Annotated in this window: 21 protein-coding genes; 12 read left to right on the forward strand and 9 right to left on the reverse strand. The window is 38.0% G+C overall.

Annotated elements, in window-relative coordinates:
- Positions 1-38: 38 nt before the first annotated feature.
- Positions 39-1325, forward strand: a complete 1287-nt coding sequence (locus RUH74_RS12220; RefSeq protein WP_313800592.1) for a M48 family metallopeptidase — start codon at positions 39-41, stop codon at positions 1323-1325.
- A 65-nt stretch (positions 1326-1390) separates the two neighbouring features.
- Here RUH74_RS12220 and RUH74_RS12225 read toward each other — a convergent pair whose 3' ends face one another.
- Positions 1391-1627 carry an IDEAL domain-containing protein gene (locus RUH74_RS12225; protein WP_313800593.1) on the reverse strand — a complete coding sequence of 79 codons (237 nt, stop codon included), beginning with the start codon at positions 1625-1627 and terminating at the stop codon, positions 1391-1393.
- A gap of 186 nt (positions 1628-1813) precedes the next feature.
- Here RUH74_RS12225 and RUH74_RS12230 point away from each other — a divergent pair, with 186 nt between their 5' ends.
- Entirely contained in the window at positions 1814-2392 is a 579-nt protein-coding gene (locus RUH74_RS12230) for a competence protein ComK (RefSeq protein WP_313800594.1), read from the forward strand.
- A gap of 33 nt (positions 2393-2425) precedes the next feature.
- Here RUH74_RS12230 and RUH74_RS12235 read toward each other — a convergent pair whose 3' ends face one another.
- Positions 2426-2812 carry a YhjD family protein gene (locus RUH74_RS12235; protein ID WP_313800595.1) on the reverse strand — a complete coding sequence of 129 codons (387 nt, stop codon included), beginning with the start codon at positions 2810-2812 and terminating at the stop codon, positions 2426-2428.
- Positions 2813-3131: 319 nt separating this feature from the next.
- Between RUH74_RS12235 and RUH74_RS12240 the strand changes: the two genes are divergently transcribed.
- The 6 genes from RUH74_RS12240 to addA all read left to right on the forward strand — a co-directional run bounded on the left by RUH74_RS12240 (position 3132) and on the right by addA (position 15216).
- Positions 3132-5123: a S9 family peptidase gene (locus RUH74_RS12240; RefSeq protein ID WP_313800596.1), complete on the forward strand. Its 1992-nt coding sequence runs from the start codon at positions 3132-3134 to the stop codon at positions 5121-5123.
- 453 nt (positions 5124-5576) lie between these two features.
- A complete protein-coding gene (locus tag RUH74_RS12245) occupies positions 5577-6512 on the forward strand; it encodes an LCP family protein (protein ID WP_313800597.1) in 936 nt (311 codons plus the stop codon).
- 106 nt (positions 6513-6618) lie between these two features.
- Positions 6619-7239: a TVP38/TMEM64 family protein gene (locus tag RUH74_RS12250; protein ID WP_313800598.1), complete on the forward strand. Its 621-nt coding sequence runs from the start codon at positions 6619-6621 to the stop codon at positions 7237-7239.
- A gap of 20 nt (positions 7240-7259) precedes the next feature.
- The gene (gene lepB / locus RUH74_RS12255) at positions 7260-7814 is read left to right on the forward strand and encodes a signal peptidase I (RefSeq protein ID WP_313800599.1); all 555 of its coding nucleotides are present in this window, start codon (positions 7260-7262) and stop codon (positions 7812-7814) included.
- A 152-nt stretch (positions 7815-7966) separates the two neighbouring features.
- Positions 7967-11455 (forward strand): helicase-exonuclease AddAB subunit AddB, encoded by a 3489-nt coding sequence (gene addB, locus RUH74_RS12260; RefSeq protein WP_396230020.1) that lies wholly within the window; start codon positions 7967-7969, stop codon positions 11453-11455.
- Positions 11452-15216: a helicase-exonuclease AddAB subunit AddA gene (gene addA, locus RUH74_RS12265; protein ID WP_396230022.1), complete on the forward strand. Its 3765-nt coding sequence runs from the start codon at positions 11452-11454 to the stop codon at positions 15214-15216. Before addB ends, addA begins: the two co-directional genes overlap by 4 nt.
- A 62-nt stretch (positions 15217-15278) precedes the next feature.
- On the opposite strand, the gene RUH74_RS12270 is transcribed toward addA, so the two are convergent.
- The 6 genes from RUH74_RS12270 to RUH74_RS12295 all read right to left on the reverse strand — a co-directional run bounded on the left by RUH74_RS12270 (position 15279) and on the right by RUH74_RS12295 (position 17292).
- Entirely contained in the window at positions 15279-15497 is a 219-nt protein-coding gene (locus tag RUH74_RS12270) for a spore germination protein (RefSeq protein ID WP_313800600.1), read from the reverse strand.
- 34 nt (positions 15498-15531) lie between these two features.
- Entirely contained in the window at positions 15532-15915 is a 384-nt protein-coding gene (locus RUH74_RS12275; protein WP_313800601.1) for a spore germination protein GerPE, read from the reverse strand.
- Positions 15916-15920: 5 nt separating this feature from the next.
- On the reverse strand, positions 15921-16097 hold the full coding sequence (locus RUH74_RS12280; RefSeq protein ID WP_313800602.1) for a spore gernimation protein GerPD: 177 nt from the start codon (positions 16095-16097) through the stop codon (positions 15921-15923).
- The gene (gene gerPC, locus RUH74_RS12285; RefSeq protein ID WP_313800603.1) at positions 16094-16717 is read right to left on the reverse strand and encodes a spore germination protein GerPC; all 624 of its coding nucleotides are present in this window, start codon (positions 16715-16717) and stop codon (positions 16094-16096) included. Before gerPC ends, RUH74_RS12280 begins: the two co-directional genes overlap by 4 nt.
- A gap of 120 nt (positions 16718-16837) precedes the next feature.
- Complete coding sequence (locus tag RUH74_RS12290) at positions 16838-17053, reverse strand: spore germination protein GerPB (protein ID WP_313800604.1); 216 nt, start codon at positions 17051-17053, stop codon at positions 16838-16840.
- A 17-nt stretch (positions 17054-17070) separates the two neighbouring features.
- Positions 17071-17292, reverse strand: coding sequence for a spore germination protein (locus RUH74_RS12295; protein WP_313800605.1), 222 nt, complete (start codon positions 17290-17292; stop codon positions 17071-17073).
- 211 nt (positions 17293-17503) lie between these two features.
- Here RUH74_RS12295 and RUH74_RS12300 point away from each other — a divergent pair, with 211 nt between their 5' ends.
- The 4 genes from RUH74_RS12300 (at position 17504) to RUH74_RS12315 (ending at position 23161) form a co-directional block, all read left to right on the forward strand.
- On the forward strand, positions 17504-18691 hold the full coding sequence (locus tag RUH74_RS12300; protein WP_313800606.1) for a DUF418 domain-containing protein: 1188 nt from the start codon (positions 17504-17506) through the stop codon (positions 18689-18691).
- A 58-nt stretch (positions 18692-18749) separates the two neighbouring features.
- A complete protein-coding gene (locus tag RUH74_RS12305; protein WP_313800607.1) occupies positions 18750-19655 on the forward strand; it encodes a fumarylacetoacetate hydrolase family protein in 906 nt (301 codons plus the stop codon).
- 86 nt (positions 19656-19741) lie between these two features.
- On the forward strand, positions 19742-20089 hold the full coding sequence (locus RUH74_RS12310; protein ID WP_313800608.1) for a YisL family protein: 348 nt from the start codon (positions 19742-19744) through the stop codon (positions 20087-20089).
- Positions 20090-20239: 150 nt separating this feature from the next.
- Entirely contained in the window at positions 20240-23161 is a 2922-nt protein-coding gene (locus tag RUH74_RS12315) for a bifunctional diguanylate cyclase/phosphodiesterase (protein ID WP_313800609.1), read from the forward strand.
- Between the two features lie 43 nt (positions 23162-23204).
- Here the strand turns inward: RUH74_RS12315 and RUH74_RS12320 are convergent, their stop codons facing one another.
- Positions 23205-23768: a DUF2777 domain-containing protein gene (locus RUH74_RS12320; RefSeq protein WP_313800610.1), complete on the reverse strand. Its 564-nt coding sequence runs from the start codon at positions 23766-23768 to the stop codon at positions 23205-23207.
- Between the last annotated feature and the right edge of the window lie 179 nt (positions 23769-23947).

Below are 23947 nucleotides of genomic sequence, written 5' to 3' on the forward strand. Positions count from 1 at the left end.
CTAAATATTGAAAGGCTGTACAAATTGGGGGGAGTGGAATGGCAAGGAAAATTGGCTTTTACGGAATTCTAGCTTATGTCATATATGGGCTATTTTTTTATTGGTATTTATTTCACTTTGCAGACACAAGTCTGCAGTTTGAGTATGAAGGCACAAGGGCTGATCCTGCTACCTTTTTAAATGGAAGAGAGCTCATGCTAAGTGAGGAATATTCAAAAGTAAGGAATTTATTGTTTTTCCTAGCTACACCGTTTGAATGGCTGTTGTACTTATTTGTCCTGCTCCTTGGGCTAGGGAATGCTTTTAAAAAATGGGCAGGGCAGTCTTCAAAATTTAAGGTTGTCCAGTCCGCTATTTATCTTTTTTGGCTTTCGCTCTTTGCGTTCGCTGCGACAACACCGATCAGCTACATTAGTTATTCTCTTTCGAAAAGCTATAATATTTCAACGCAAAGCTTTAGCAGCTGGTTGAAGGATGAGCTTATCGATTTTTGGGTTAACTTTGGGATGATGCTCATTATTGTCGGTGTTCTTTACTGGCTCATTCATAAAAGCCGAAAAAGGTGGTGGCTTTATGCATGGCTGCTGTCTGTCCCGTTTACATTGTTTATGATGTTTCTTCAGCCCGTTGTTATCGACCCGCTTTACAATGATTTTTATCCATTGAAAAACAAAGAGCTTGAAGCAAAAATTTTAGATCTGGCTGCTAAAGCAAATATTCCTGCCGAGCATGTATTTGAAGTAAATATGGCGGAAAAAACGAATTCTCTTAACGCATATGTAAATGGAATTGGTTCTAATTCGAGAATTGTTCTTTGGGATACAACGTTAAATCGATTGAATGACGATCAAATTTTATTTATTATGGCGCATGAAATGGCCCATTATGTTGAAAAACATATTTACTTCGGCATTGCCGGTTATTTACTCCTATCGCTCATTGGCCTGTATTTAACAGCAAGGATTATGGAATATGTAGTTAGCAAATGGGGGAGGGCCCTTAAGATTCCAGCGGTAAATGACATCCGATCTCTTCCGTTGTTTCTAATGGTTCTTTCCATGCTATTATTTATTTCAAGCCCATTATCTAATTTTGTTTCTCGCTATCAGGAATCCCGTGCAGATAAATATGCGATCGAAATGACGAAGGATACAGATGCAGGGATTGGTACATTCCAAGAATTGACTCGCGCTGGTTTAAGTCAAGTGAACCCGCCGCTGCTCGTGAAAATTTTTCGGTATGGACACCCAACAATGCTCGAACGGATCTCGATGCTTGAAGAATATGAAATAAATCATAAAGCAAGAAAAGCGGAGACGCCTTGATCATCGCCGTACAAACTGAAAAAATAAAACCCCCGTCATCCATGACGGGGGTTTAACGTGATCTGCTAAGTTCCAAAGCGCTTAGTAAGTTCCTGATATTGTTTAGATAGTTGGATAAATGCTCGTTTATTTTCTGTATCAATGGCCTCATCAATTTTTTTCATCAGCTTCATTTTTTCTTTTTTGAGTAAAATTTCCGAAAGCAGCATGTCAATGTAAAGATCTAAGACGAAAGATTCCTTCAGTTTCTTCTTTTTCATGGCACTTTTTTTCATCAGCTCTGTGTATGATTTTTCATTCATGAAAATCACCTCAATGCTTTTTATTAGTATATGGAGTTACATTGATTTATTCAACTTAATTTCGAATTTTTTGAAAATATTTTTAAGGAGATTTTGAACAAATTATTAACATTTAGAAAAAAACGAATTTTTCTACTACAAACCTGATATGATGAAGGCGGAATATTATATAGGGGAGTTGAAGAAATGAATGGCCGAGAAATATCCTCTTTAATTGATGAATATGAAATTAATCCGAATACGATGGTTGTTATGCCACTGGCATACGGATCTAAGATTTATTCGCAAATTTGGGAGCTAGAGGATGAGTTTATTTCACCTTTCAAACCGATTGATATTATTAAAAAAAGCTGTACATTTTTTGGTTCTAGCTATGAAGGCCGCAAAGAAGGAACCCGTCAATTAACTGGAATTACCCACAAAGCACCAATAACTATTGACCCCACAAACTTCATTTATTTTTTTCCAACTACTTCAGCGAATAACTCAAAATGTATATGGATTTCATCCGAGCATATTCTGTCTTACCACCGTGTCGATAGGGGCAATACGGAGGTGAAATTCAAAAATAAACAGTCAAAAATTATTCCGGTCTCTTTCAATTCCTTCAATAATCAGGTTTTAAGAACAGCTCTATTAAGAACAACGCTAATCAGCAGAATTGAGGAATCAGAACGGAAAGCATTATACTTTTATAATGGGACAAGAGGTGCAGGTGCTTCTGAGCGGGCAAGCAACTATCGGATTAGAGGTTTTAAAGGCTAAAAAGGCATATCATCTTATTCGTCCTTTCCCTCGTTAGTCTTTCAGATTCTTTGTGTAGCTGCTCGTATGCCGCTTATATAAATAATAATCCATCAGCTCCTGCACTTTGTTGCGAATACGTGGGTTGAAGTAATTGTGCTGTTCTTCATAACCTTTATAAAGAAATAGGAACATCGTGAAAGCTTCATCCCGCTTCAGCTGCTGTACCTTAAGCTTGTTTTTGCTCATATAAAGTTTGACTGCTGCCAATTCTTTTTGAATAACATTCATTGTTTCCTCAACTAAATTTAAATAAGGCTGCGGGAGTTTAAAAGAGCTCTTATTGATAACAGTCAGATCACGGTTCAAAATCGTGAGCACCATTGGTAAATAAATAGCCTGCTCCAGTATGTTACGATCTTCCTCAGGGATTCTTGTCATTTCCCTTCCTCCTTCATTATTTCCAAAAGCAAAACAAGAACGTTTGTTCTAATTCTACAAATAAACTTTTTTAATTGCAAGAGGCATTCTTTGTCAGATTTTCCTGTATTTCTTCTGTTCAGATAGGCTGTGTTAAAGCAAAATGCTAATTATCCTGCATAGTAGTTATAGCAAAAAAGAACATGCCTGTGGCAAAATCAACTGAAAGGAAACACCTTTTTAGAAAAAGTCCAAAATTTTAAAATAAATAAAAATAAGGCAGGGAAATTAATTCTAGTGTCGAAATAAAAAAGATCATACATAAGGAGGATGACAAATAATGACACAAAAACGGACGATACAAGCGGAAGATCTTTACCAATTAAAATCAGTAGCAGATCCCCAGTTGGCTAGCAATGGAAGGGATTGTGTATTTGTTGAAACAGTGATGCTAGAAGAGGAGAATAAATATTCGTCACATTTATATTACATAAATGTAAATGAAAAATGTAAGCCTGTTCAATGGACATTTGGAGAAAATCGAAACCATTCACCTAGATGGTCTCCTGATGGACAGAAGGTAGCATTTGTATCGGACCGAAGCGGGAAGGGACAAATTTATGTTTTAGATGTAAAGGGCGGGGAAGCCCGACAATTAACAAAATGCCCAAATGGTGCATCAAACCCTGTATGGTCGCCTGATGGGAAAAAAATTGCCTTTAATGTGGCACTAAAAAACGGTGAATCTTTATCATCGTCTAATAAAAGCGAAGAAAAAAAGGATAAAAAGCCTGTTCCGCTTGAAGTGGATAAAATGAAATATAAATCAGATGCCTATGGATTTTGGGGAGGGAAGTACACGCAGGTCGCATTCGTTGATATCCGAACAGAGGAAGTGGGTCTGCTAACATCAGGCGAGTATGACTATCAGCTGCAATCATGGTCGCCTGATGGAAAATATGTGACAGTTACTGCTGATTTAAGTGAGGAAAAGGATCATTCGTTCTTAAATGATGTGTACCTCATTCATGCAGAAACAAAAGAAGCAAGAAAGCTGACCAAGAGTACAGGATCCTTCGGCAGTGCAACATGGTCCCCTAATAGCAAATACATTGGGATGCTAGGACATGAAAGGGACTATAAAAATGCAACACTCTCAAAAATTTGGATTTATGACATGGAAGCGGAAGAGCTTGAGTGCTTAACAAGGGATTCTGATTTATTAATTGGTGATTATGCGATTGGTGATTTCCAGCAGGGTGCAGTCACACCAGGCATTCTTTGGGGGGGGGATAATCACAGCTTTTATTTCTTAGCTACAGATCATGGCAATACCGTTGTATATTATGGAACATTAGAAGGAGAGCTATACCCGGCTTTACTTGATGCTCAGCATGTATATGGACTTTCTACTGGCGGAACAATTGATCGTGCGGTTGTAGCCATAAGCAAGCCATCACACCCAGGAGATTTATTTATCCTGCATGTAACATCTGGTGAATTAGAGCAGCTGACAAACGTTAATGAAGCATTTTTGCAAGAAACCATCCTTGCAGAGGCAGAGCCGATTGAATTTTCCTCTTCAGATCAATGGGACTTACACGGCTGGATGATGAAACCAATTCATTTTAAAGAGGGGGATAAGGTTCCGCTCATTCTTGAAATTCACGGTGGCCCACATGCGATGTACGCGAATACGTACTTTCACGAGTTTCAATGTCTAGCAGCACAGGGTTATGCCGTATTGTACATAAATCCTAGAGGAAGCCATGGGTACGGCCAGCACTTTGTTGATGCAGTGAGAGGTGATTATGGCGGAAAAGACTACGAAGATATTATGGATGCGGTGGATTATGCGATAGAAAACTTTGATTTTATTGATGAGAATCGTTTAGGTGTAACAGGCGGCAGCTATGGCGGCTTTATGACGAACTGGATTATCGGTCATACGAACCGCTTTAAAGCTGCTGTGACACAGCGATCCATTTCAAACTGGATTAGCTTTTACGGCGTAAGTGATATCGGCTATTATTTCACAGATTGGCAAATTAAGAGTAGTTTGAATGATATTGAAACACTCTGGAAGCATTCACCGCTCGCCTATGTGGATAAGATGGAAACACCGCTTCTCATCCTTCATAGTGAAAAGGATTACCGTTGCCCGATCGAACAGGCAGAACAATTATTTATTGCCCTAAAGGACCGTAAAAAAACAGCTAGATTTATCCGATTTCCAGAGGCCAATCATGAGCTTTCAAGAAGCGGAAAACCCAATCTGCGAATCAGCCGCTTAAACTACATTGCAGACTGGTTTAATGAATATTTGAAATAGAAATAATGAAGCTGTCCGATAAGTCCCTAAAGTAAGAAGCGTCATTTGCCTGTTATAATTTTAGTAGTAATCTTTGGATTGCCCATAAAAATCGTCCTTTCGTCCGTAAAATGTTGGTTTGGTCACTTACATTTTACAGGTTGGACGATTTTTTTGTTTTTTTAATGGCTGTGTTAAAGCTGGATGTTGATTATTTTACTTGTTGATTGCAGCGAAAATAAACAGCCGGGTTTAACGCGGCCTAAAAATAAATGAAAAGGTGCTCTCAAAGCCAGTTACTCTCGAAGGCACTTTCGCATATCTTTTCATTCTTCAATTGCAATTATTGGATATTTATGGAGATAATGAGGTATACAAGAAATACCAGTAAACAAAAAGAAACTTTTTTACTAAATAAGTAGTCATATATTGTTGAAGGTTATAAACCTAAAACAGCAGGAAGGAATTTTTAATATGAGAGCTGAAAAATATAAACATAAAAAACCGAAAAGAAAGAAATGGAAGACATTCGTCCTTATTCTTTTTCTATTATTTGCTGGAACACTCGCCTATTCCTATTATCAATTTAAACAAGGCGTTTCAGAATCAAAAAAGAAAGTAGATAGCCAAGCGGTAGAATATGAGTTTAATGGCGATAAAGATCCGTATGGAGGGACAAGCATCCTTCTCTTAGGGAGTGACGCCCGTGGAAAAGGAGGTTCAAGAGCGGATACAATTATGGTGGCACAATATCAACCGAAGAGAGGGACATACAAATTACTGTCTATTATGAGAGATACGTATGTAGATATTCCTGGCCACGGGAAACATAAAATTAATGCAGCCTTTGCCTTAGGTGGGCCAGAGCTAATGAGACAAACCATTAAAGAGAATTTTGATATTGACATTCAATATTACTCTATTATAGATTTTGAAGGTTTTGTACACTTAATCGATGAAGCTTTCCCAAGGGGCGTAGAAATTGAAGTTGAAAAGGCAATGTCAGCAAAAATTGGGGTTCAGCTTGAGCCAGGTTTGCAAAGGCTTGATGGCCAGCATTTGCTTGGATACGTCCGTTTTCGTCATGATGCCATTGGTGATTTTGGCCGGGTTGAACGCCAGCAAAAGACCATGAAAGCTTTGGCTGATCAATTGATAAGCTTTCAAACAGTGGCGAAGCTGCCTAAATTAGTAGGCGTGATGACGCCATTTGTCAATACGAACATGAATACAAAGGATATCCTATATATTGGAAAGGATTTCATTTCAGCGAAGAATCGTGACATTGAAACGATGCGGATTCCAGTAGATGGATCTTATCAAGATAAGAGAATAAGTGGCATCGGTTCTGTTTTATCAGTAGACTTTGAAAAAAATAAACAAGCAATACGTGAATTTTTTACTAAATAAAATTCTTTTTCGGAAAATAGGTGTACAATAAAAGGATAAGAGGCAAGCTGAGATACTAGAAATATAAACTTTACTTATCGTCTAGCTCTATTCAAGGAGATTCTACATGGATTACGAATTATTTAAAGATTGGTTTACACTAGAAAATATTATGGATTTGATAGAAAAATATCGTTCATTTGGTCCGCTGCCGGGGCTCTTGCTTCCAATGGTTGAAGCATTTTTGCCCTTTCTTCCACTCTTTGTATTTGTCATGGCAAATGCAAATGCGTTTGGACTATGGTTCGGATTTTTATTATCATGGATAGGTTCAACGGCAGGTGCCTTTTTAGTCTTTTTGCTCATTCGGAAATATGGGCAAAAAAGAATGCTGCGATTTCTCAAAAGGAGTCCAAAGGTGCAAAAACTGATGGCATGGGTAGAGAGACATGGCTTTGGTCCATTATTTATCCTCTTATGCTTTCCTTTCACTCCCTCTGCCGTTGTAAATATTGTAGCCGGCTTATCGAAAATAAGTATTGCCCAGTATATGCTAGCTGTATTAACGGGAAAAATGGTGATGATTTTTACGATGAGCTTTATCGGTTATGATATTAAGTCACTGATTACACAGCCCGTTCGGACGGCTATCGTAGGAGCAATCATCTTCATTCTTTGGTATGTTGGTAAAAGGATAGAAATAAAAATGAATATAAGTACAAAAAAACGGCGGAATTATGAGAAATAAGAAAGTTGGTGAATGTAAAATTGAAAGAGTCAGTAAAAAATGAAGGCATTGAATGGGTTAAGGCAGTTGGGATTGGATTAATAATACTTGTTTTTGTTCGTACATTTTTCATCTCCAATTATGTTGTAGAAGGGAAATCGATGGAGCCCACACTTGAAAACGGAAATAAGTTAATTGTTAATAAAATCAGCTATCAAATTGGAGAATTGAACCGCTTTGATGTAATTGTTTTTCATCATAATAAAGAAGAAGATTTTGTGAAGAGAATTATTGGGCTTCCTGGCGATAAAGTTGAGTACCGTAATGATGAACTATACATCAATGGGAAAAAGATAGATGAACCTTACCTTGAAAAGCAGCGGGAAAAAGCTTTAGGGAGCAAGTTAACGGGTGACTTTACATTGTCTGAGCTGTGGGGCGAGGAGACTGTACCTGAAGGAAAGCTATTTGTGCTCGGTGATAACCGGCTTGAAAGCTGGGATGGTCGTCACTTTGGCTTTATTTCAATCGACCAAGTAGTAGGAAAGGTCAATTTAAGATACTGGCCAATGGATGAAATGAATATTTCTTTCTAATAGAACAGACAAGGACTCGATTGGAGTCCTTTTTCTATTTTTTATGCTTTTCCATGAAGAGACAAAACACCCAAACAAAAAAGCCTTCGCTTCTATGATAAAATAGAAAATAAATGATATAGACGTAAAGTGGGAGGAAGAGAGGTTAAACTATGTCCGTTCGTGTATTAATTGGACGCTCAGGCAGCGGGAAAACAGAATTCTGCTTGAATGAAATTCGTGATGAATTGCGAACAGCACCTGAGGGCGATCCAATCATTTATTTAGTTCCTGAACAAATGACGTTCCAATCTGAATATAAATTAATTACAACGCCAGAATTAGGCGGAATGATTAGGAGCCAAGTATACTCTTTTACCCGTTTGGCCTGGAGAATTCTTCAAGACACCGGAGGCATGAATCGATACCACTTAAATAGTGTTGGGATCAGCATGCTTATCCGAAAAATAATAGAAGAGAAAAAAGACGAACTAAAGCTATTCCACCGAGCTGCCGATAAAAATGGCTTTGTTCAGCAGATGGAACAAATGATCACAGAGTTTAAGCGTTATTGTATTCAGCCAGAAGAGCTTGCCGAGAGACAGGTGCAATTGTCCTCTGGAGGAAACACAAACAAGGCACTTCAAGATAAATTACATGATCTTAAATTAATCTATCAGTCTTTCGAAGATTCTCTTTTTGGTAAATACGTAGATTCAGAGGATTATTTCCGTTTATTCATAGAGAAAGCAATTGAATCTGATTATTTGAAAAAGGCGGTCGTGTATATAGATGGCTTTCATAGCTTTACTCCGCAAGAATATTTGATCATCGAGCAATTAATGAAGCTTTGTAAAAAAGTAACAATATCGCTTACACTAGACCAGCCATTTACACATACACCTCCACATGATCTTCATTTATTTCGCATGTCAGGAGAAAATTGTCAGACTCTATATGAAATGGCGGTTCGAAATGGCTTAAACGTCAATGAGGTTGTTCTGACAGAGCCAAAGAGATGGACTGACTCCTCTTTGGTACATCTTGAAGCAAATTTTGATATACGCCCTGCAGTTAGTTATCAGGGAGAAACCGCTATTCATATTGGACAGGCAGTGAATCGAAGAGCAGAAATAGAGGGTGTGGCAAGACATATTAATCAGCTGGTTCGGATGAAAGGCTATCGGTATAGAGACGTAGCTATCCTTACAAGGAATGTCCAAGATTATAATGACATGATTGAAACGATCTTTACTGATTACGATATTCCTTTTTTTATAGACCAAAAGCGGACGATGCTAAATCATCCACTAGTAGAGTTTATCCGATCAAGCTTGGAGATTATTAATGGAAATTGGCGGTATGAGCCAATTTTTAGGGCGGTAAAGACGGAGTTATTATTTCCGGTTAAATTAGAAGCAAGTGTGTTACGAGAACAAATGGATCGCTTAGAAAATTATGTTCTTGCCTACGGCATCCAAGGGGACCGATGGACAAAGAAAAGTCGATGGGTCTATCGCAGGATTAGAGGGCTAGAATTTGAAGCAATCGCACAGACAGATAGCGAAAAGAAAGTTGAGCAGGAGCTCAATGATATTCGAGAAATGATTACTTCTCCTTTGTTGAGACTCTCAAAGCGTTTAAAGAAGGCGGAAACCGGTAGGCAATATTGTGAAGCGATCTACCTGCTGTTAGAGGAGTTAGATGTGCCAGCTAAATTAGAAGCATGGCAAGTATATGAGGAAGAGCACGGGAATCTCATTAAAGCCCGAGAACATGGACAGGCATGGAATGCGATCATGGAGCTCCTTGATCAATATGTCGAAATGATTGGAGAGGAAACGGTATCGACAAAAAGATTTGCTGATGTACTTGATGCCGGGATGGAATCCATGCGATTCACTTTAGTTCCTCCTGCTATGGACCAAGTGATGGTTGCTGATTTAGAAAGATCGCGTCTTTCAAATATAAAGGCTGCATTTGTCATTGGTCTGAATGAAGGGGTTCTTCCTGCCAAATTTTCGGAGGAAGGCGTATTTGCTGATGAGGATCGTGAACAGCTTCTGACGATTGGAATGAAAATTGCTTACGGAAGCCGAACAAAGCTGCTGGATGAAGAGTTCCTAGCCTATAAAGCATTTGTAACACCGTCAGAATCGCTATTCATTAGCTATCCACTTGCTAATGAAGAAGGAAAAGCGCTGATTCCATCTTCTTATATAAAACGAATGAACGATATTTTTCCAAATGTAAATCAGCATTTTTATATGGCAGATCCCGCCGAACTTCCGGAATTAGAGCAGCTGTCATACGCTTCAAATAAGAATACAGCTCTTTCTTATTTAACATCTCAATTACAGCTCAAAAAACGAAATTATCCAATCTATGATTTTTGGTGGGACATTTATAATTATTATTTAAAAAACGAGAGTTTGCGAAAAACAGCACTCAAAGTGCTTTCTAGCCTGAATTATGAGAATCGGACGAGCCAGCTGGATGAAAAAATCAGTAAGGAATTATATGGTGATCATATACAGGCTAGTGTATCAAGAATGGAGCTTTTTTCTAGCTGCCCATTCTCACATTATGTCCAGCACGGGCTAAAGTTACGGGAACGTCAGGTTTTCCGTCTTGAGGCGCCAGATATTGGCGATTTATTCCATGCAGCACTAAAATATATTGCTGAAACGGTAATAAAAGATAAACAATCATGGACGGACATAACAAGAGAACAATGTGAAATTCTAGCAAAGGAAGCAGTCGAAATGCTGGCGCCAAAATTGCAGAATGAAATATTGTTAAGCTCAAACCGTCATTTTTATATAAAAAGAAAGCTAGAGAAAATTATCAGCAGGGCCTCATTTATTCTTAGCGAACATGCGAGATCAAGCGGATTTTCACCAATTGGGCTGGAGCTTGGATTTGGTCCAAAAGGGGACCTTCCATCGCTGACATTCCCGCTGAAAAATGGCACGAAGATGGAGCTTGTCGGAAGAATTGACCGTGTGGATAAGGCACAGGATGCTCATGGTACTTTCTTACGGATAATTGATTATAAATCCAGTTCAAAGGATTTAAATATAAATGAAGTTTACTATGGAATTGCCCTTCAAATGCTAACGTATTTGGATATTATTATTGCTCATTCTAAAGACTTAATCGGTGTAGAAGCTGATCCAGCCGGCGTCTTGTATTTTCATGTTCATAATCCGATGATCAGTACATCAAAAATGCTTACCCTTGAGGATATTGAACAGGAAATTTTCAAAAAGTTTAAGATGAACGGGCTCTTGCTTGGCGATGAGAAGGTAATCAAATTGATGGACCAAACACTTGAAAAAGGGGAATCACCGATTATCTCCGCTGGCTTTAATAAGGATGGATCGATTTCTAAGCGATCAAAGATAGCAAGCAAACAAGAATTTGATTATTTGCGGAAGTTTGTCCGCAGCAAATACACGGAAACAGGAAACAGGATTACAAGCGGGCAAGTGGATATTGCTCCTTATAAAATGAAGGAGAAAACACCTTGTACATTTTGTTCCTATAAATCGGTTTGCCAATTTGATGAATCGCTAGAATCAAATGAATATCGTCTGCTAATCCCGCATCAAAAGGATGAATTGATTCACATGATTAAAAAGGAGGTGGATGGACAATGACAAAAATGGTTATCCCGCCTAAACCGGCGGATGCAACATGGACGGACGATCAATGGAAGGCGATTTGTGCCAAAGGACAGGATATTTTAGTTGCTGCGGCGGCAGGATCGGGAAAAACGGCTGTATTGGTCGAAAGAATTATTAATAAAATTCTTTCAGAAGAGGAGCCGATCGATGTTGATGAGCTGCTTGTTGTAACCTTTACAAATGCATCGGCTGCGGAAATGAGGCACAGAATTGGCGAAGCATTAGAAAAAGCGATTGATCAAAATCCAAAATCCGTGCATTTGCGAAAACAATTGAGTCTATTAAATAAAGCTTCTATCTCTACTCTTCACTCCTTCTGTTTAGAATTGATTCGAAAATATTATTATTTAATCGATATGGATCCGGGTTTTCGAATTGCAGATGAAACGGAAGCACAGCTTTTAAGGGATGAAGTACTAGAAGAGCTTTTTGAAGAGGAGTATGGGAGAGAAGGCAATGATGCTTTTTTTGAACTTGTTGATACATTTACAAATGATAGAAGTGATCTAGCACTGCAGGACATTGTCCGTGAACTTTATGATTTTGCAAGAGCCAATCCTATACCTGATCAGTATTTAGATTCGATCGTTCAAATGTATGATGTCGGTGAAACGACAAATATTGAGCAACTGCCATTTGTCCATTCATTATTGAATGATATTGAATTGCAGCTGCAAGGAGCAAAGCAGTTATTAGAACAAGGGCTGGCACTGACGAAGCTTCCAGGTGGTCCTGCTCCAAGAGCTGAGAATTTTATCGATGACCTTCAAATGGTTCAAACGTTAATCGATGCAAAACAAGATTCTTGGGCCACTCTATATGCAGCGATTCAAGCTGCCTCATTTGGCCGCCTAAAAAATTGTAAAGGCGATGAATATGATCCGGAGCTTATCGATCAGGCAAAAAAGCTAAGGGATCAAGCGAAAAAAGTGATCCAGGATATGAAGGACGAGCTTTTCTTGCGGAAACCAGAAAGTTTTATCCGTGATATGGCAGAGATGAAGAAATATATCGAGGGGCTAGTGCTTTTAGTTAAGGCTTTTTCTATCCGTTTTACGCAAGTGAAAGCGGAAAAAGGGCTTGTAGACTTTGCGGATCTTGAACATTACTGTTTAGAAATTCTTTCAATGCGAAATGAAGAAGGCCTAATGATTCCATCAGCTGCTGCAATTGCTTGCAGAGAGCAATTTAAAGAAGTGTTTGTTGATGAATACCAGGATACGAATATGGTACAGGAGGCCATTCTTCAATTGGTAACAAAAGATTTAGAACATGAAGGCAACCTCTTTATGGTAGGCGATGTGAAGCAGTCAATTTATCGTTTTCGGCTGGCAGAACCGAATTTATTTTTAGGAAAGTATACTCGATTTACTCCAACTGGTGAGGAAACAGGTTTAAAAATAGATTTGGCCAGAAATTTTCGAAGCCGCAAAGAGGTGCTTTACGGAACGAATTATATTTTCAAGCAAATTATGGGTACAACTGTTGGGGAAATTGACTATGATGATGCGGCGGAGCTAGTAAAAGGAGCGTCATACCCTGAAGAAGAATCCTTTCCTGTTGAATTGGCTATCATTGATTTGGAGGGAAAAGATGAGGAGGATAGGGAGGAAGCATTAGATCAGGAAGGTTTTGATGCAGCAGACCTTGCTCAATCCCAGCTGGAAGCAAGATACATGGCTTCGAAAATAAAAGAAATTATTGCGGAGAGAAAGGAAGTATACAATCCGAAAACAAAGTCAGGCCGTCCTGTGATGTATCGAGATATTGTTATTTTGCTTCGTTCGATGACATGGGCCCCGCAAATTATGGAGGAATTCAAGCAACAGGGCATACCGGTATACGCCAATCTTTCAACAGGTTATTTTGAGGCAACAGAAGTGTCGATTATGATGTCACTGTTGAAGATTATCGATAACCCTTATCAGGATATCCCGCTAGCTGCTGTTCTCCGGTCTCCTATTGTTGGGCTAACAGAGAGAGAATTAGCACAAATAAGGATTCAAAACAAGAAAGGCTCATTCTATGAAGCATTGACTGCCTTTTGCACGAACAAGCCTTCATTTGAAATGGAAGAAATAGCTGAAAAGATTCGTCCATTTTTTGATCAATTAAAGGAATGGCGTGTGCTTGCAAGGCAAGGGTCTCTTTCTGAGCTTATTTGGCAGCTGTTCAGGGAAACGAAATTTTACGATTTTGTTGGCGGAATGCCTGGAGGAAAGCAAAGACAAGCGAATTTGCGAGCTCTCTATGATCGGGCAAGGCAATATGAGGCAACTTCCTTTAGAGGACTGTTTCGTTTTTTGAGATTCATTGAGCGAATGCGTGATCGTGGAGATGATCTTGGAGCGGCTCGTGCGTTGGGAGAACAAGAGGATGTTGTCCGTTTAATGACTATTCATAGCAGTAAAGGACTAGAATTTCCTTTCGTATTCATTGCTGGACTTGCCCGTAATTTCAATACAATGGATCTGAAGAAAGCTTATATGCTTGACAAGGATTTTGGCTTGGCAGTAAAGTATGTAAACGCTGAGAAAAGAATCTCATTTCCTTCACTTCCTCAGCTAGCATTTAAGAGAAAAAAGAAAATGGAGATGCTGGCGGAAGAAATGCGTGTTTTATATGTTGCTTTAACAAGAGCAAAGGAAAAGTTATATCTCGTTTCCTCCGTGAAGAGCGCGGCGAAGAAATTGAATCAATGGACGAAAATGACCGATCATCGGGAATGGCTTTTAAATGAATATGACCGATCATCAGCAAATAGTTATATTGATTGGATTGGTCCGTCTCTTGTTAGGCATAAGGATTGCCATCTATTAAGATTGGATCCTTCCCCAGCAGGATCGCTTGTTCCTGCAGATATTACTAACCACCCATCAAGCTGGGGGATATCCATTTTGAATACAGAAGAAGCGGCAATAATAAAAGAAGAAGCTCTTATTGAAAAGGAGGATTTGCTCGAAAAAGTTTATGCAGGGGAATTAGTCTCCGTTCAATCTGAATGGAAGGATACAGTGGAGGAGCAGCTTTCATGGAAATACCCAGAAATAGCCGCATCACACTTCCGTTCCAAACAATCTGTATCCGAAGTAAAGAGGCTAAAGGAAATATTTTCTGCCGAAGAGAGCGGGACAGAAGTGATCCGTAAATTCCAAAAGCCGATTTTCAATCGGCCAAGGTTTATGCAGGAAAAGTCATTAACGCCTGCTGAACGGGGAACAGCTATGCATATGGTTATGCAGCATATCGATCTTCGAGAATCGGTCACAGTGGACTCACTTCATGCGAAAATGGATGAAATGGTCCTAAAGGAACTTTTAACAGAAGAACAGCGAGAAGGAATTGATGCTGAGCAAATTATGATGTTTTTTGAAACAGATTTAGGGCATCGACTTGCTAGGGCAAATGTAATTAATCGAGAAATTCCTTTTAGTTTAGCTTTTCCAGCAAGTGAAATGTATCCTGATTGGAAGGGACCAAATGAGCCTGTGTTAATTCAAGGGATTATTGACTGTGTTTTTCAAGATGAGCATGGCCTGGTTCTGCTTGATTATAAAACAGATGGAATTACGGACCGTTTTAAAGGCGGTTTTGCTGAGGCAAAGCCTATACTTGAGGAACGATATCGGGTTCAGATTGAAATGTATGGAAGGGCGCTGGAAAAAATTTTAAAAAGACAAATAAATGAAAAGTATTTGTTCTTCTTTGATGGTGCTCATATAATACGTATGTAATATATTTAAAAACATTTAAAAGACCGGTGTGGAACATTCCTACCAGCCGGTCTTTTTTATCCTTAGTTATTTCCTACTATAGGCTGATCAATAAGGTTTGTATCAAGTACATTGCTTGCATTAAGGCCGTTATTAGTAATTATGAATCCACCCGTATTTGATGCACCTTGGCCAGAAACTACTTTTAAACTGCTCTTCGGAGAGATAAAAGCGGAATCTCCAAATTGGACAACGCCCCCACTAACATTAATAATTTGCACAGGTCCGGTAATAGCTGGCATGGCATTCCATCCTTTTTTACTTTAGTTTTGCAATTTATTTTTTATCGGTATAGTCGGGGAGAAGCTGACGAATATGCTCAACTCTCGCCTCCATTGATATATGGTTAGAGCTGCCGATTTGTAAAATAGAGGAAGCTGACACACCGATGATATCAATATTCTGTACCTTTATAATTGGGCTTAGCTGCTGTGTATGCATCGAGATGTTTGCGGAAATGGGCGAGAAAGGGATTGGGATTTGAAAAGCGGAGTAAGACTTAAAATCAGCTTCATTTCCAAAAAAAGCTTCTGCCTCTCTCTGTACAGCAATGGCTCGGGAGAATCCCTGTATAAAGGTTGAATCTCCAATTTCCAATATGGATGAGAAGGATAAAGTATCAGTTTTAATATTATTAACCACTGAAGTTCGCTGCAGCATGGGGATCACTTCGGTGTCAATGGAACAAAAGGTCCGATAATTAATGACTCTGGGGGTGTATCAAAGACAGAGGCTAGCTGAATGGTTTGTGTATCTCCAACCATTAACAAAGAAGAACTAGCTACACCAATTATTCGAATGCTTCCAACACAAAGGTCTCTGTTATAGACGTGAAAATTCATTCCTTATTCATCCCTTTCACATGTTCGGGCAAGTGGGTAATAAAAGCATGAACACCATTGCGAATTTCAATTTTAAGCTGATTGATTACTCTTTCATTCAAGCTGCTTCGATCCTGTTCATGATTTTGATCTGAGGCAGCATCATACTGTTTAAGATAGTGATCAATTCTGTTTGGCAGCTGTTTTTTAATATCTTCTTTTATGAAAAGGAGATAGGATTCATCTTCAGGAACATGTAAACTCCTTTGTACCTCAGCGACGACATCCGGTAAATCCCTTTCTAAGTACCGATACATTTCATCTTCAATCTCCATTGCTTTTTTCATAAATTTTTGGGGGGAGACCTGCGCAGTCATATTCTGGTTATCAACAACGAAATCATCGATATTGTTTAAATCACTTGGATTTAAACCGATATTTAATGTTCCCTCTAATGTTTCAACCTTGAGCTGATCAAATTTATAATCAATTCTTTCGATGTTTATAGGAGGCCTTTCTTTAAGGGATTTTATTTCTTTCTGCAGTTCATGAACCGATTTTTCTAATTGTTGGATTCTTCTTTCCTGTGTCTCCACAAAAGAATGTAATCCTTGAAGATAAGAATAAAATTCCTGACTCAAATGTACCACCCCATTTTTCTCATTCTTTATATTAATTTTGATCAAATCAAGAAATTATGTCCCCCTAATCCAAAAATTATTCAACAAGCGGTGCCCAGAACCTTGATTTACAGTTAGGTATTAGGGGGTTTGTAAGGGTACAGCTGGTGTAGAAGCTAAATCTCCTGGAATTGGAGGTTTAGCTTCAGGAGCTGGTTCAGTAAAACCGCCAGTGTTATAGAGATAAGAGGAAGGCTTGATTATTCCTGCACTGCCAATCTGCAAAACGGAAGAATTTGAAATTCCTTCGATTCGGATTAAATTAATATGAATGGATTGCTGAATATAATAATTCATGAACATCACCTTTTACATTAAGCATTTAACCATATTCCCTGATCAATATTATCTGAATCATATGTGTTCGTTGTGCTTAAATGATTATATACCTTCAACCCATCTCCTGTATTGAAAGAACCAGCACCTGAAAAGGTTTTTGCAGTAGAAATTGGCATTATTTTATATACATCCCCAATATTAAAAATAGCACTGCTCCCAACAGATATAACTTGTGCAACTCCAACGATAGCTGGCATAATTGACACCCTTCAAATTAAAATGATTGTGCTCCAAAAAACACCCTTCTAAAAATTAAATATCGCTCTTCTTTATCCTATGTGCCTAATAAAAGAATGTGATAATATCGCCCAATAAAAGTTATGTAAATGCTTTTGAAAGGCTAGACAAAAGAAAGATTTATCACCTATGATAAGCTCAATGGCAATATTTTGAAAGCAGGAGGGTACAATGAATCAATCATTACGTTCAATTTCTGAACAGGAAAGAATTACTTCTTTAGATATTATGAGGGGCTTTGCAATTTTAGGGATTTTTCTTGTTAATATGCTAACATTTCACTCCCCGTTCCCGAATTTTGATCCATATGAATGGTGGAGCGGTACTGCAGACAAGGCAATATATACGTTTATTGATATTTTTGTACAGGCGAGTTTTTATACGCTCTTTTCACTATTGTTCGGCTATGGATTAGTGATTATGTGGGAAAGGTCGAAAATCAGAGGGATTTCGTTCGGCTGGATCGGAGTTAGACGATTATTCTTCTTGCTAATAATTGGTATTCTGCATGCATGTTTTATTTGGCACGGGGATATTTTAATCACATATGCAATTATGGGCTCTCTTTTTCTCTTATTTATTCGCATGAAGGGGCGTCATTTAATTATAACGGGGATCTTATTATATATTATTCCTAATCTGCTTTTTTCTCTTTTATTATTTGTTAGCCTACTAGTTGCTCCAGCAGAGGAAATCACATTGTACAACCCAGAACTTGCGGAAAAAGCGATGCAAATTTATCAAAATGGCAGCTTTGCTGAAATTAATATTCAGAGAATCAGTGACTGGTATGAAACAAATAATCTTGAAACCGCACCTTTTATGTTTATTTCTATCTTTCCATTATTTCTAATAGGTGGTGGTGCTGCCAAACTGAAATGGCTGGAAAAGCCGAAAGAACATAAGCGATTTTTAACATGGCTTGCTAGTTTGTCATTGCTAATTGGGATCATTTTCAAGCTCATTCCATACCTCTTGGGTAAGAATTTTGTAACGGAGTACATGCAAGATATTTTTGGGGGACCGCTGCTTGCGATTGGCTATGGACTGACTATTGCATTGGCGATTGAAAAAAAAGCTGTTCATAAGATACTTTTTCCATTATCCTACGTAGGAAAATTATCAATTAGCAACTACCTGTTACAATCTATTCTCTCAACCCTGATCTTCTATAATTATGGGCTTGGCTTGTATGGGAAAGTTTCTGTCGTTACTGGAACAGTGATGGTTGTGATTATTTATATTCTTCAAATCGCAGCCAGCCGCTGGTGGGTTAGTCGTTTTTATTACGGGCCTGTGGAATGGATATGGAGAAGCTTCACCTATTTAAAATGGCCGAAATGGAAGCGGGAAAGTTAAACGATTCATGATAAAATAGTAAGCATAAAGAAATCAATTATCAAAAAGGGGTGCTCATATGAAGTTTGTGACAGCAGAATGGGATGGAGATGTATTTGTTGGGCTAGTTGACGGAGATGCTGCAAGAATTCTGCCGCTAGGCAAAGCAGCAGAAAAAAAAGACGGACGGAATGATATTCCTTCCACAATGCAAGAATGCATTGTCCAGGGAGATTCTTTTATACAAAAAGTTGCATGCCTGCAAGCATGGACAGAGAACGGAGAAGCGGATGAACTATTTATTCCGTTAGATTCTGTTAAACTATTAGCACCTATCCCAAAGCCATCTAAAAATATATTTTGTGTGGGCAAAAATTATGCGGAACATGCGATTGAAATGGGCAGTAAGGACGATATTCCCGAGCATATTATGGTTTTTACAAAGGCACCAACGACAGTAATTGGGCATAATGAAACCGTGCTAAATCATCAGAATATTACTGAACAGTTAGATTATGAGGGAGAATTAGCTATTATTATTGGTAAAAAGGGGCGCGGCATCAGTAAAGAAGAAGCACTCGAATATGTCTTCGGCTATACGATCATTAACGACATTACTGCAAGAGACTTACAGACACGTCACAAGCAATTCTTTATCGGTAAAAGCTTGGATACTACCTGTCCGATGGGTCCATGGATTGTACACGCTTCAAGCGTAAATCATCCGAATAAACTAGATATACAAACAATGGTAAACGGAGAAATAAGGCAAAAATCAAATACAGAAAATTTTATATTTTCAATAGAAGAGATTATCTCCGTTCTCTCACAAGGCATGACGCTTGAGCCTGGAGATATCATTGCAACAGGAACACCAGCAGGAGTAGGGAAGGGCTTTAAACCACCGCGTTTCCTAAAGCCAGGAGATGCGATCGAAATAAAGGTTGAACAGCTAGGAACTTTATATAATAAAATCGAAAATTAAACAGATGCATGATGAAACTTAAATTTATACTTTTTGCTTGCTAATGTGATATGATGTAATCGATTTTAGATAAGGAGGACTTTTAAATGATACATGCACACATAACAACTTGGGCTTTAACGCTCATATTATTCTTTGTTGCTCTTGGGTTACATAAAAGCGGAAAAGCAAGAGGCTTGAAAGTTGTACAAATGATTTTGAGACTTTTCTATTTACTCACAATTGGGACAGGCATTTGGATATTAAGCAGCATTAATATTGATATGATGTACGTAATTAAATCTTTGGTCGGCATTCTAGTGATTGCTATGATCGAAATGATTATTGTTAGGTTAGTAAAAGGGAAGAATACGGCTGTTTATTGGGTTTTATTTATTATTTCTTTTGTCCTTGTTTTATATTTAGGTTTCATTAAGCTTCCATTAACTTTTTAAGAAGATTATAAACATGTTAAAGTTTTTTGAAAAAGCTGTCGAAAAGACAGCTTTTTCGTTTTTTAGCCATCCCAAAACTTCGATATTTATGTTATTTTTAACATAAGAGAATTGTGAAAAAATTAAATTTTAACTATGGTGGTTCTTCCAATGGCTAAAACAATAACTTGTTTATATGAAAATCATGATCAGCTAAATCAATTTATTCAAAATCATGAGCTCTGCGAATATCCTAATCTTCTTGTTCAAGTATTTTCAAGTAATATAGATCAGTCTTTTCTTCTTCAGCTGCATACAGAGATTAAGAGTATACTTCCATTAGCAACAGTAATAGGCTGTACAGGTGCTGGAGAAATTATCGAGGGTCAAATGGTTGAAAGTAAAGCGGTTATTTCTTTTACCATATTTGAAAAAACGGAACTAACATCCGTATTGCTTCATCAGAATGATTATGAGAATAGTTACGAAATGGGGAAGAGTCTCGCCCAGCAGTTATTGGTTTTTGATACGAAAGCGATGCTTATTTTCTCAGCAGGAGAACATGTAGATGCTCAATCCATGTTAAATGGTCTTTATGAGGGAAGCCCAGAATTAATTGTAGCTGGTGGATTGGCAGGAAACAATGGAAGATTAAAGGAATCCTATGCTTTTACAGGGGAAGATGTCACCACTCAAGGGGTAGCGGCGGTTGCTCTACAAAGCGATCAGCTTGTTGCCGAAGCCTACAGAAATTATCAATGGCAGGAAATAGGGAAATCCTTTGCTATTACAAAGGCGAAAGGATCAAATATTTACTCAATCGATCATAAAAAACCAATCCAAGTGTTAAAGCAATATTTAGGGAAAAGCTTTGTTGATGACCTTCCTGATTCAGGAAACGAATTTCCGTTTATTATGAAAGATAAAGGAGAAAAGGTTCCGCTATTTATTTTAGAAATATTAAAAAATGGAGCCATTCGAGTGAATCGAAAAATAAGTGAAGGAGCGGAAATCACCTTTGCCTATCCTGATATCGAGGGAATTGTTGAAAGCTCGCTGCAAAATATGAGACATCTGGCAAAAAAACAAGTAGATACAATATTTGTATATGATTGCATGGCACGGAAACGATTTGCTCCAGATTTTACAGTAAAGGAATTAGGCATGCTTCAAAGCATATCCTCGACTAATGGTTTCTTCGCATATGGCGAATTAACTGGAGGAAAAACAGGAGCACCACAATTATTAGGACATGCATTAACCTATTTAGCCCTATCAGAAAATAGTGGTCAAAAACAGAATAATCATAAGCTCACATTTAAATACACATCCCCAGCATATTTGAAAAACGTTACGGCCCTCACACATTTAATGCAGGCGTCACATAATGATTTTTTTCTTTTAAATGAAAGTTTAAAGGTATCAGAGCAGTACTATGAATCTTTATTTAATACGAACACAGACCTTGTTTTTTCAACGGATATAAATGGCCAAATTAAAAGTGTGAATCCTGCTTTTGAGAAAACCTTTGGATACAGCAGAGCTGAAATTATCGGTAAATCTGCAATGAAACTAATAAATAGCGAAGATGTACCTAGAGTGAGGATGCATTTCTCTAAAGCCTTGAAAGGAAAAGAACAATATTACAATGTGACAATCCAGTCTAATTCTGGAGAAACTAATCTATTTCAAATAAAAAATATTCCAATCATTGTGAATGATGAATGCGTAGGAATATATGGGATTGGCAGGAATATAACTGAACAGAAAAAAATAGAAGATAAGATAACAGAGCTTGCCTACTATGACCATGATACAGGACTCCCTAATCGGGTAAAGTTCACAGAACAGCTGGAGAATATGCTTTCTCGTGCAAAAAGGAAAAAGAGAATGCTTGCGGTTCTTACTATTGATATTGACCGTTTTAAACTCATCAACGACAGCCTCGGGCATTTTGCTGGTGATATGGTTTTAAAGGAACTGGCTTATCGAATTGAAAAAGCACTTCCTGGCGGTTCTTATATTGGTAGATTTGGTGGTGATAAATTTACCGTCGTTTTATCAAAGGATGTAAATGTGGAGGAGGTAATGAAAAACTCCAAAATGATTCTCCAGGAAATTTCTAAACCAGTTGAACATAAAGGTCAGGATTTCTATGTCACTGCCAGTATTGGTGTAAGCTTTTATCCTGAAGATGGGCTAGATGAACATTCACTCTTGAAAAACGCTGACATTGCAACAAATCGGTCTAAAAATCAAGGTGGCAACCGGGTTACATTCTTCTCAAATGAAATGAATGATCAGGCGATCACAAGGCTTGAATTGGAAAGTTATTTAAGAAGGGCTTTGCAAAAAAAGGAATTTTATTTAATGTATCAGCCATTAATTGATTTGGAAACAGGGAAAATATTTGGGAGTGAAGCATTGATTCGCTGGAACCATCCTAAATTAGGGCGTGTTTCTCCAGCGGACTTTATTCCATTGGCTGAAGAAACAGGTTTAATAGAGGAGATTGGCAGCTGGGTGCTCAGAACAGCCTGTAAGCAAAATAAAAAATGGCATCTGCTTGGATATGACCGGATATCGGTATCTGTTAATGTTTCTGCTTTTCAATTCCAGCAGCCTGGATTTTTAAAGGATGTGAAAAGAGCACTAAATGAATCAAGATTAGAGCCCCACTATTTAACTTTGGAATTAACGGAAAGTACCATGCTAAAGAATGTTGATTACAGCATTGAGACGATGAGATCATTGCAAAAGCTTGGTGTAAAGGTATCGATTGATGATTTTGGTACGGGGTATTCTTCGTTAAGTTATTTAAAAGATTTACCGATTAATACACTAAAGATTGACCGATCGTTCATCAATAATCTTCGTGTCAATACGTCAGACATTGCGATTGTTAAAGCCATTATTACAATGGGGCATGGCCTGGCAGTTAAGGTTCTGGCAGAAGGCGTGGAAACGAAGGAACAAATCGATCTTCTGAAAGAATTAAAATGCCACTACGCACAAGGCTTCTACATTCATAAGCCGCTGATGATAACGGATTTTGAAAATGGCTTGAAGGAAACAGAGATACTGAAAAAATAATTAATTGAAAAAAAGGGTCAGCCGAGCTGAGCCCTTTTTCTAATCAGGAGGAAATTTTCTCAATCACCATTCTTTTCCCGCTGTTTAAAGTAAATTCAAACCGATCGTTCGTTTTTTCAAAATAACTAAAATGATGTTGAATATTGCAGATCTGTTCTTGATTATCAAAAACGATAAAGTTCACACCGCTTTTTCTGTCAGATGTGGAAAGAAAATTTAATTGATTGTAGCAATATATACAATCATAAATAGAAAATTTCATGGAATTTAACGTTGTAATAAATTGAAAGAAAGCATCATCGTTTATTTCCTCTAGCAGCTTTTCTAAGGAGAACACGAGAAGTTTACGAATACGAATGGTATCCTTATCTTTTAGAACTAATACCTCATCAGATGAAGAGATCTTTCCTTCTTCATATAGAACACCCTTTTTCCAACGTTTCATTCGGTAAACTTCAACTTCCTGATGGAGGAATTCATCTAATAATGCTGCCTCTTCTGTTTCTTTATCAAAGAACACCCACTGATCATTAATATATTCAACTGTCCCCACAGTAAATGCTCGAGCTTGGTACTCTATCAGTTTTGTACGTTGCTGTCTATTCATAAAAGACCTCCATTTGTATCCTTCACCATTCTTTTTAGACAGTTTCCATTCTTTTTATAACATTTCCGAGATAAATACCTATATTTAACAGATCTCCCTATAGCAGGATATTCTTTTTCCTAATTATCTGATACAAAATGAGAGTAGGCAATTGCATCATCATTTAGAGAAAATGGAGT

This window comes from Cytobacillus sp., assembly GCF_032154635.1.
Lineage (GTDB): Bacteria > Bacillota > Bacilli > Bacillales > Cytobacillaceae > Cytobacillus.

Excerpts from the sequence above, each read along its gene's own strand:
- RUH74_RS12275 (WP_313800601.1), bottom strand. The coding sequence starts at position 15,915 with ATGCTGCAGCGAACTTCAGTGGTTAATAATATTAAAACTGATACTTTA.
- addA (WP_396230022.1), top strand. The coding sequence starts at position 11,452 with ATGACAAAAATGGTTATCCCGCCTAAACCGGCGGATGCAACATGGACG.
- addB (WP_396230020.1), top strand. The coding sequence starts at position 7,967 with ATGTCCGTTCGTGTATTAATTGGACGCTCAGGCAGCGGGAAAACAGAA.
- RUH74_RS12305 (WP_313800607.1), top strand. The coding sequence starts at position 18,750 with ATGAAGTTTGTGACAGCAGAATGGGATGGAGATGTATTTGTTGGGCTA.
- RUH74_RS12320 (WP_313800610.1), bottom strand. The coding sequence starts at position 23,768 with ATGAATAGACAGCAACGTACAAAACTGATAGAGTACCAAGCTCGAGCA.
- RUH74_RS12235 (WP_313800595.1), bottom strand. The coding sequence starts at position 2,812 with ATGACAAGAATCCCTGAGGAAGATCGTAACATACTGGAGCAGGCTATT.
- RUH74_RS12290 (WP_313800604.1), bottom strand. The coding sequence starts at position 17,053 with ATGAATTATTATATTCAGCAATCCATTCATATTAATTTAATCCGAATC.
- RUH74_RS12245 (WP_313800597.1), top strand. The coding sequence starts at position 5,577 with ATGAGAGCTGAAAAATATAAACATAAAAAACCGAAAAGAAAGAAATGG.
- RUH74_RS12315 (WP_313800609.1), top strand. The coding sequence starts at position 20,240 with ATGGCTAAAACAATAACTTGTTTATATGAAAATCATGATCAGCTAAAT.
- RUH74_RS12250 (WP_313800598.1), top strand. The coding sequence starts at position 6,619 with ATGGATTACGAATTATTTAAAGATTGGTTTACACTAGAAAATATTATG.
- RUH74_RS12280 (WP_313800602.1), bottom strand. The coding sequence starts at position 16,097 with ATGAATTTTCACGTCTATAACAGAGACCTTTGTGTTGGAAGCATTCGA.
- RUH74_RS12310 (WP_313800608.1), top strand. The coding sequence starts at position 19,742 with ATGATACATGCACACATAACAACTTGGGCTTTAACGCTCATATTATTC.
- RUH74_RS12240 (WP_313800596.1), top strand. The coding sequence starts at position 3,132 with ATGACACAAAAACGGACGATACAAGCGGAAGATCTTTACCAATTAAAA.
- RUH74_RS12300 (WP_313800606.1), top strand. The coding sequence starts at position 17,504 with ATGAATCAATCATTACGTTCAATTTCTGAACAGGAAAGAATTACTTCT.
- RUH74_RS12295 (WP_313800605.1), bottom strand. The coding sequence starts at position 17,292 with ATGCCAGCTATCGTTGGAGTTGCACAAGTTATATCTGTTGGGAGCAGT.
- RUH74_RS12220 (WP_313800592.1), top strand. The coding sequence starts at position 39 with ATGGCAAGGAAAATTGGCTTTTACGGAATTCTAGCTTATGTCATATAT.
- RUH74_RS12230 (WP_313800594.1), top strand. The coding sequence starts at position 1,814 with ATGAATGGCCGAGAAATATCCTCTTTAATTGATGAATATGAAATTAAT.
- RUH74_RS12225 (WP_313800593.1), bottom strand. The coding sequence starts at position 1,627 with ATGAATGAAAAATCATACACAGAGCTGATGAAAAAAAGTGCCATGAAA.
- RUH74_RS12270 (WP_313800600.1), bottom strand. The coding sequence starts at position 15,497 with ATGCCAGCTATTACCGGACCTGTGCAAATTATTAATGTTAGTGGGGGC.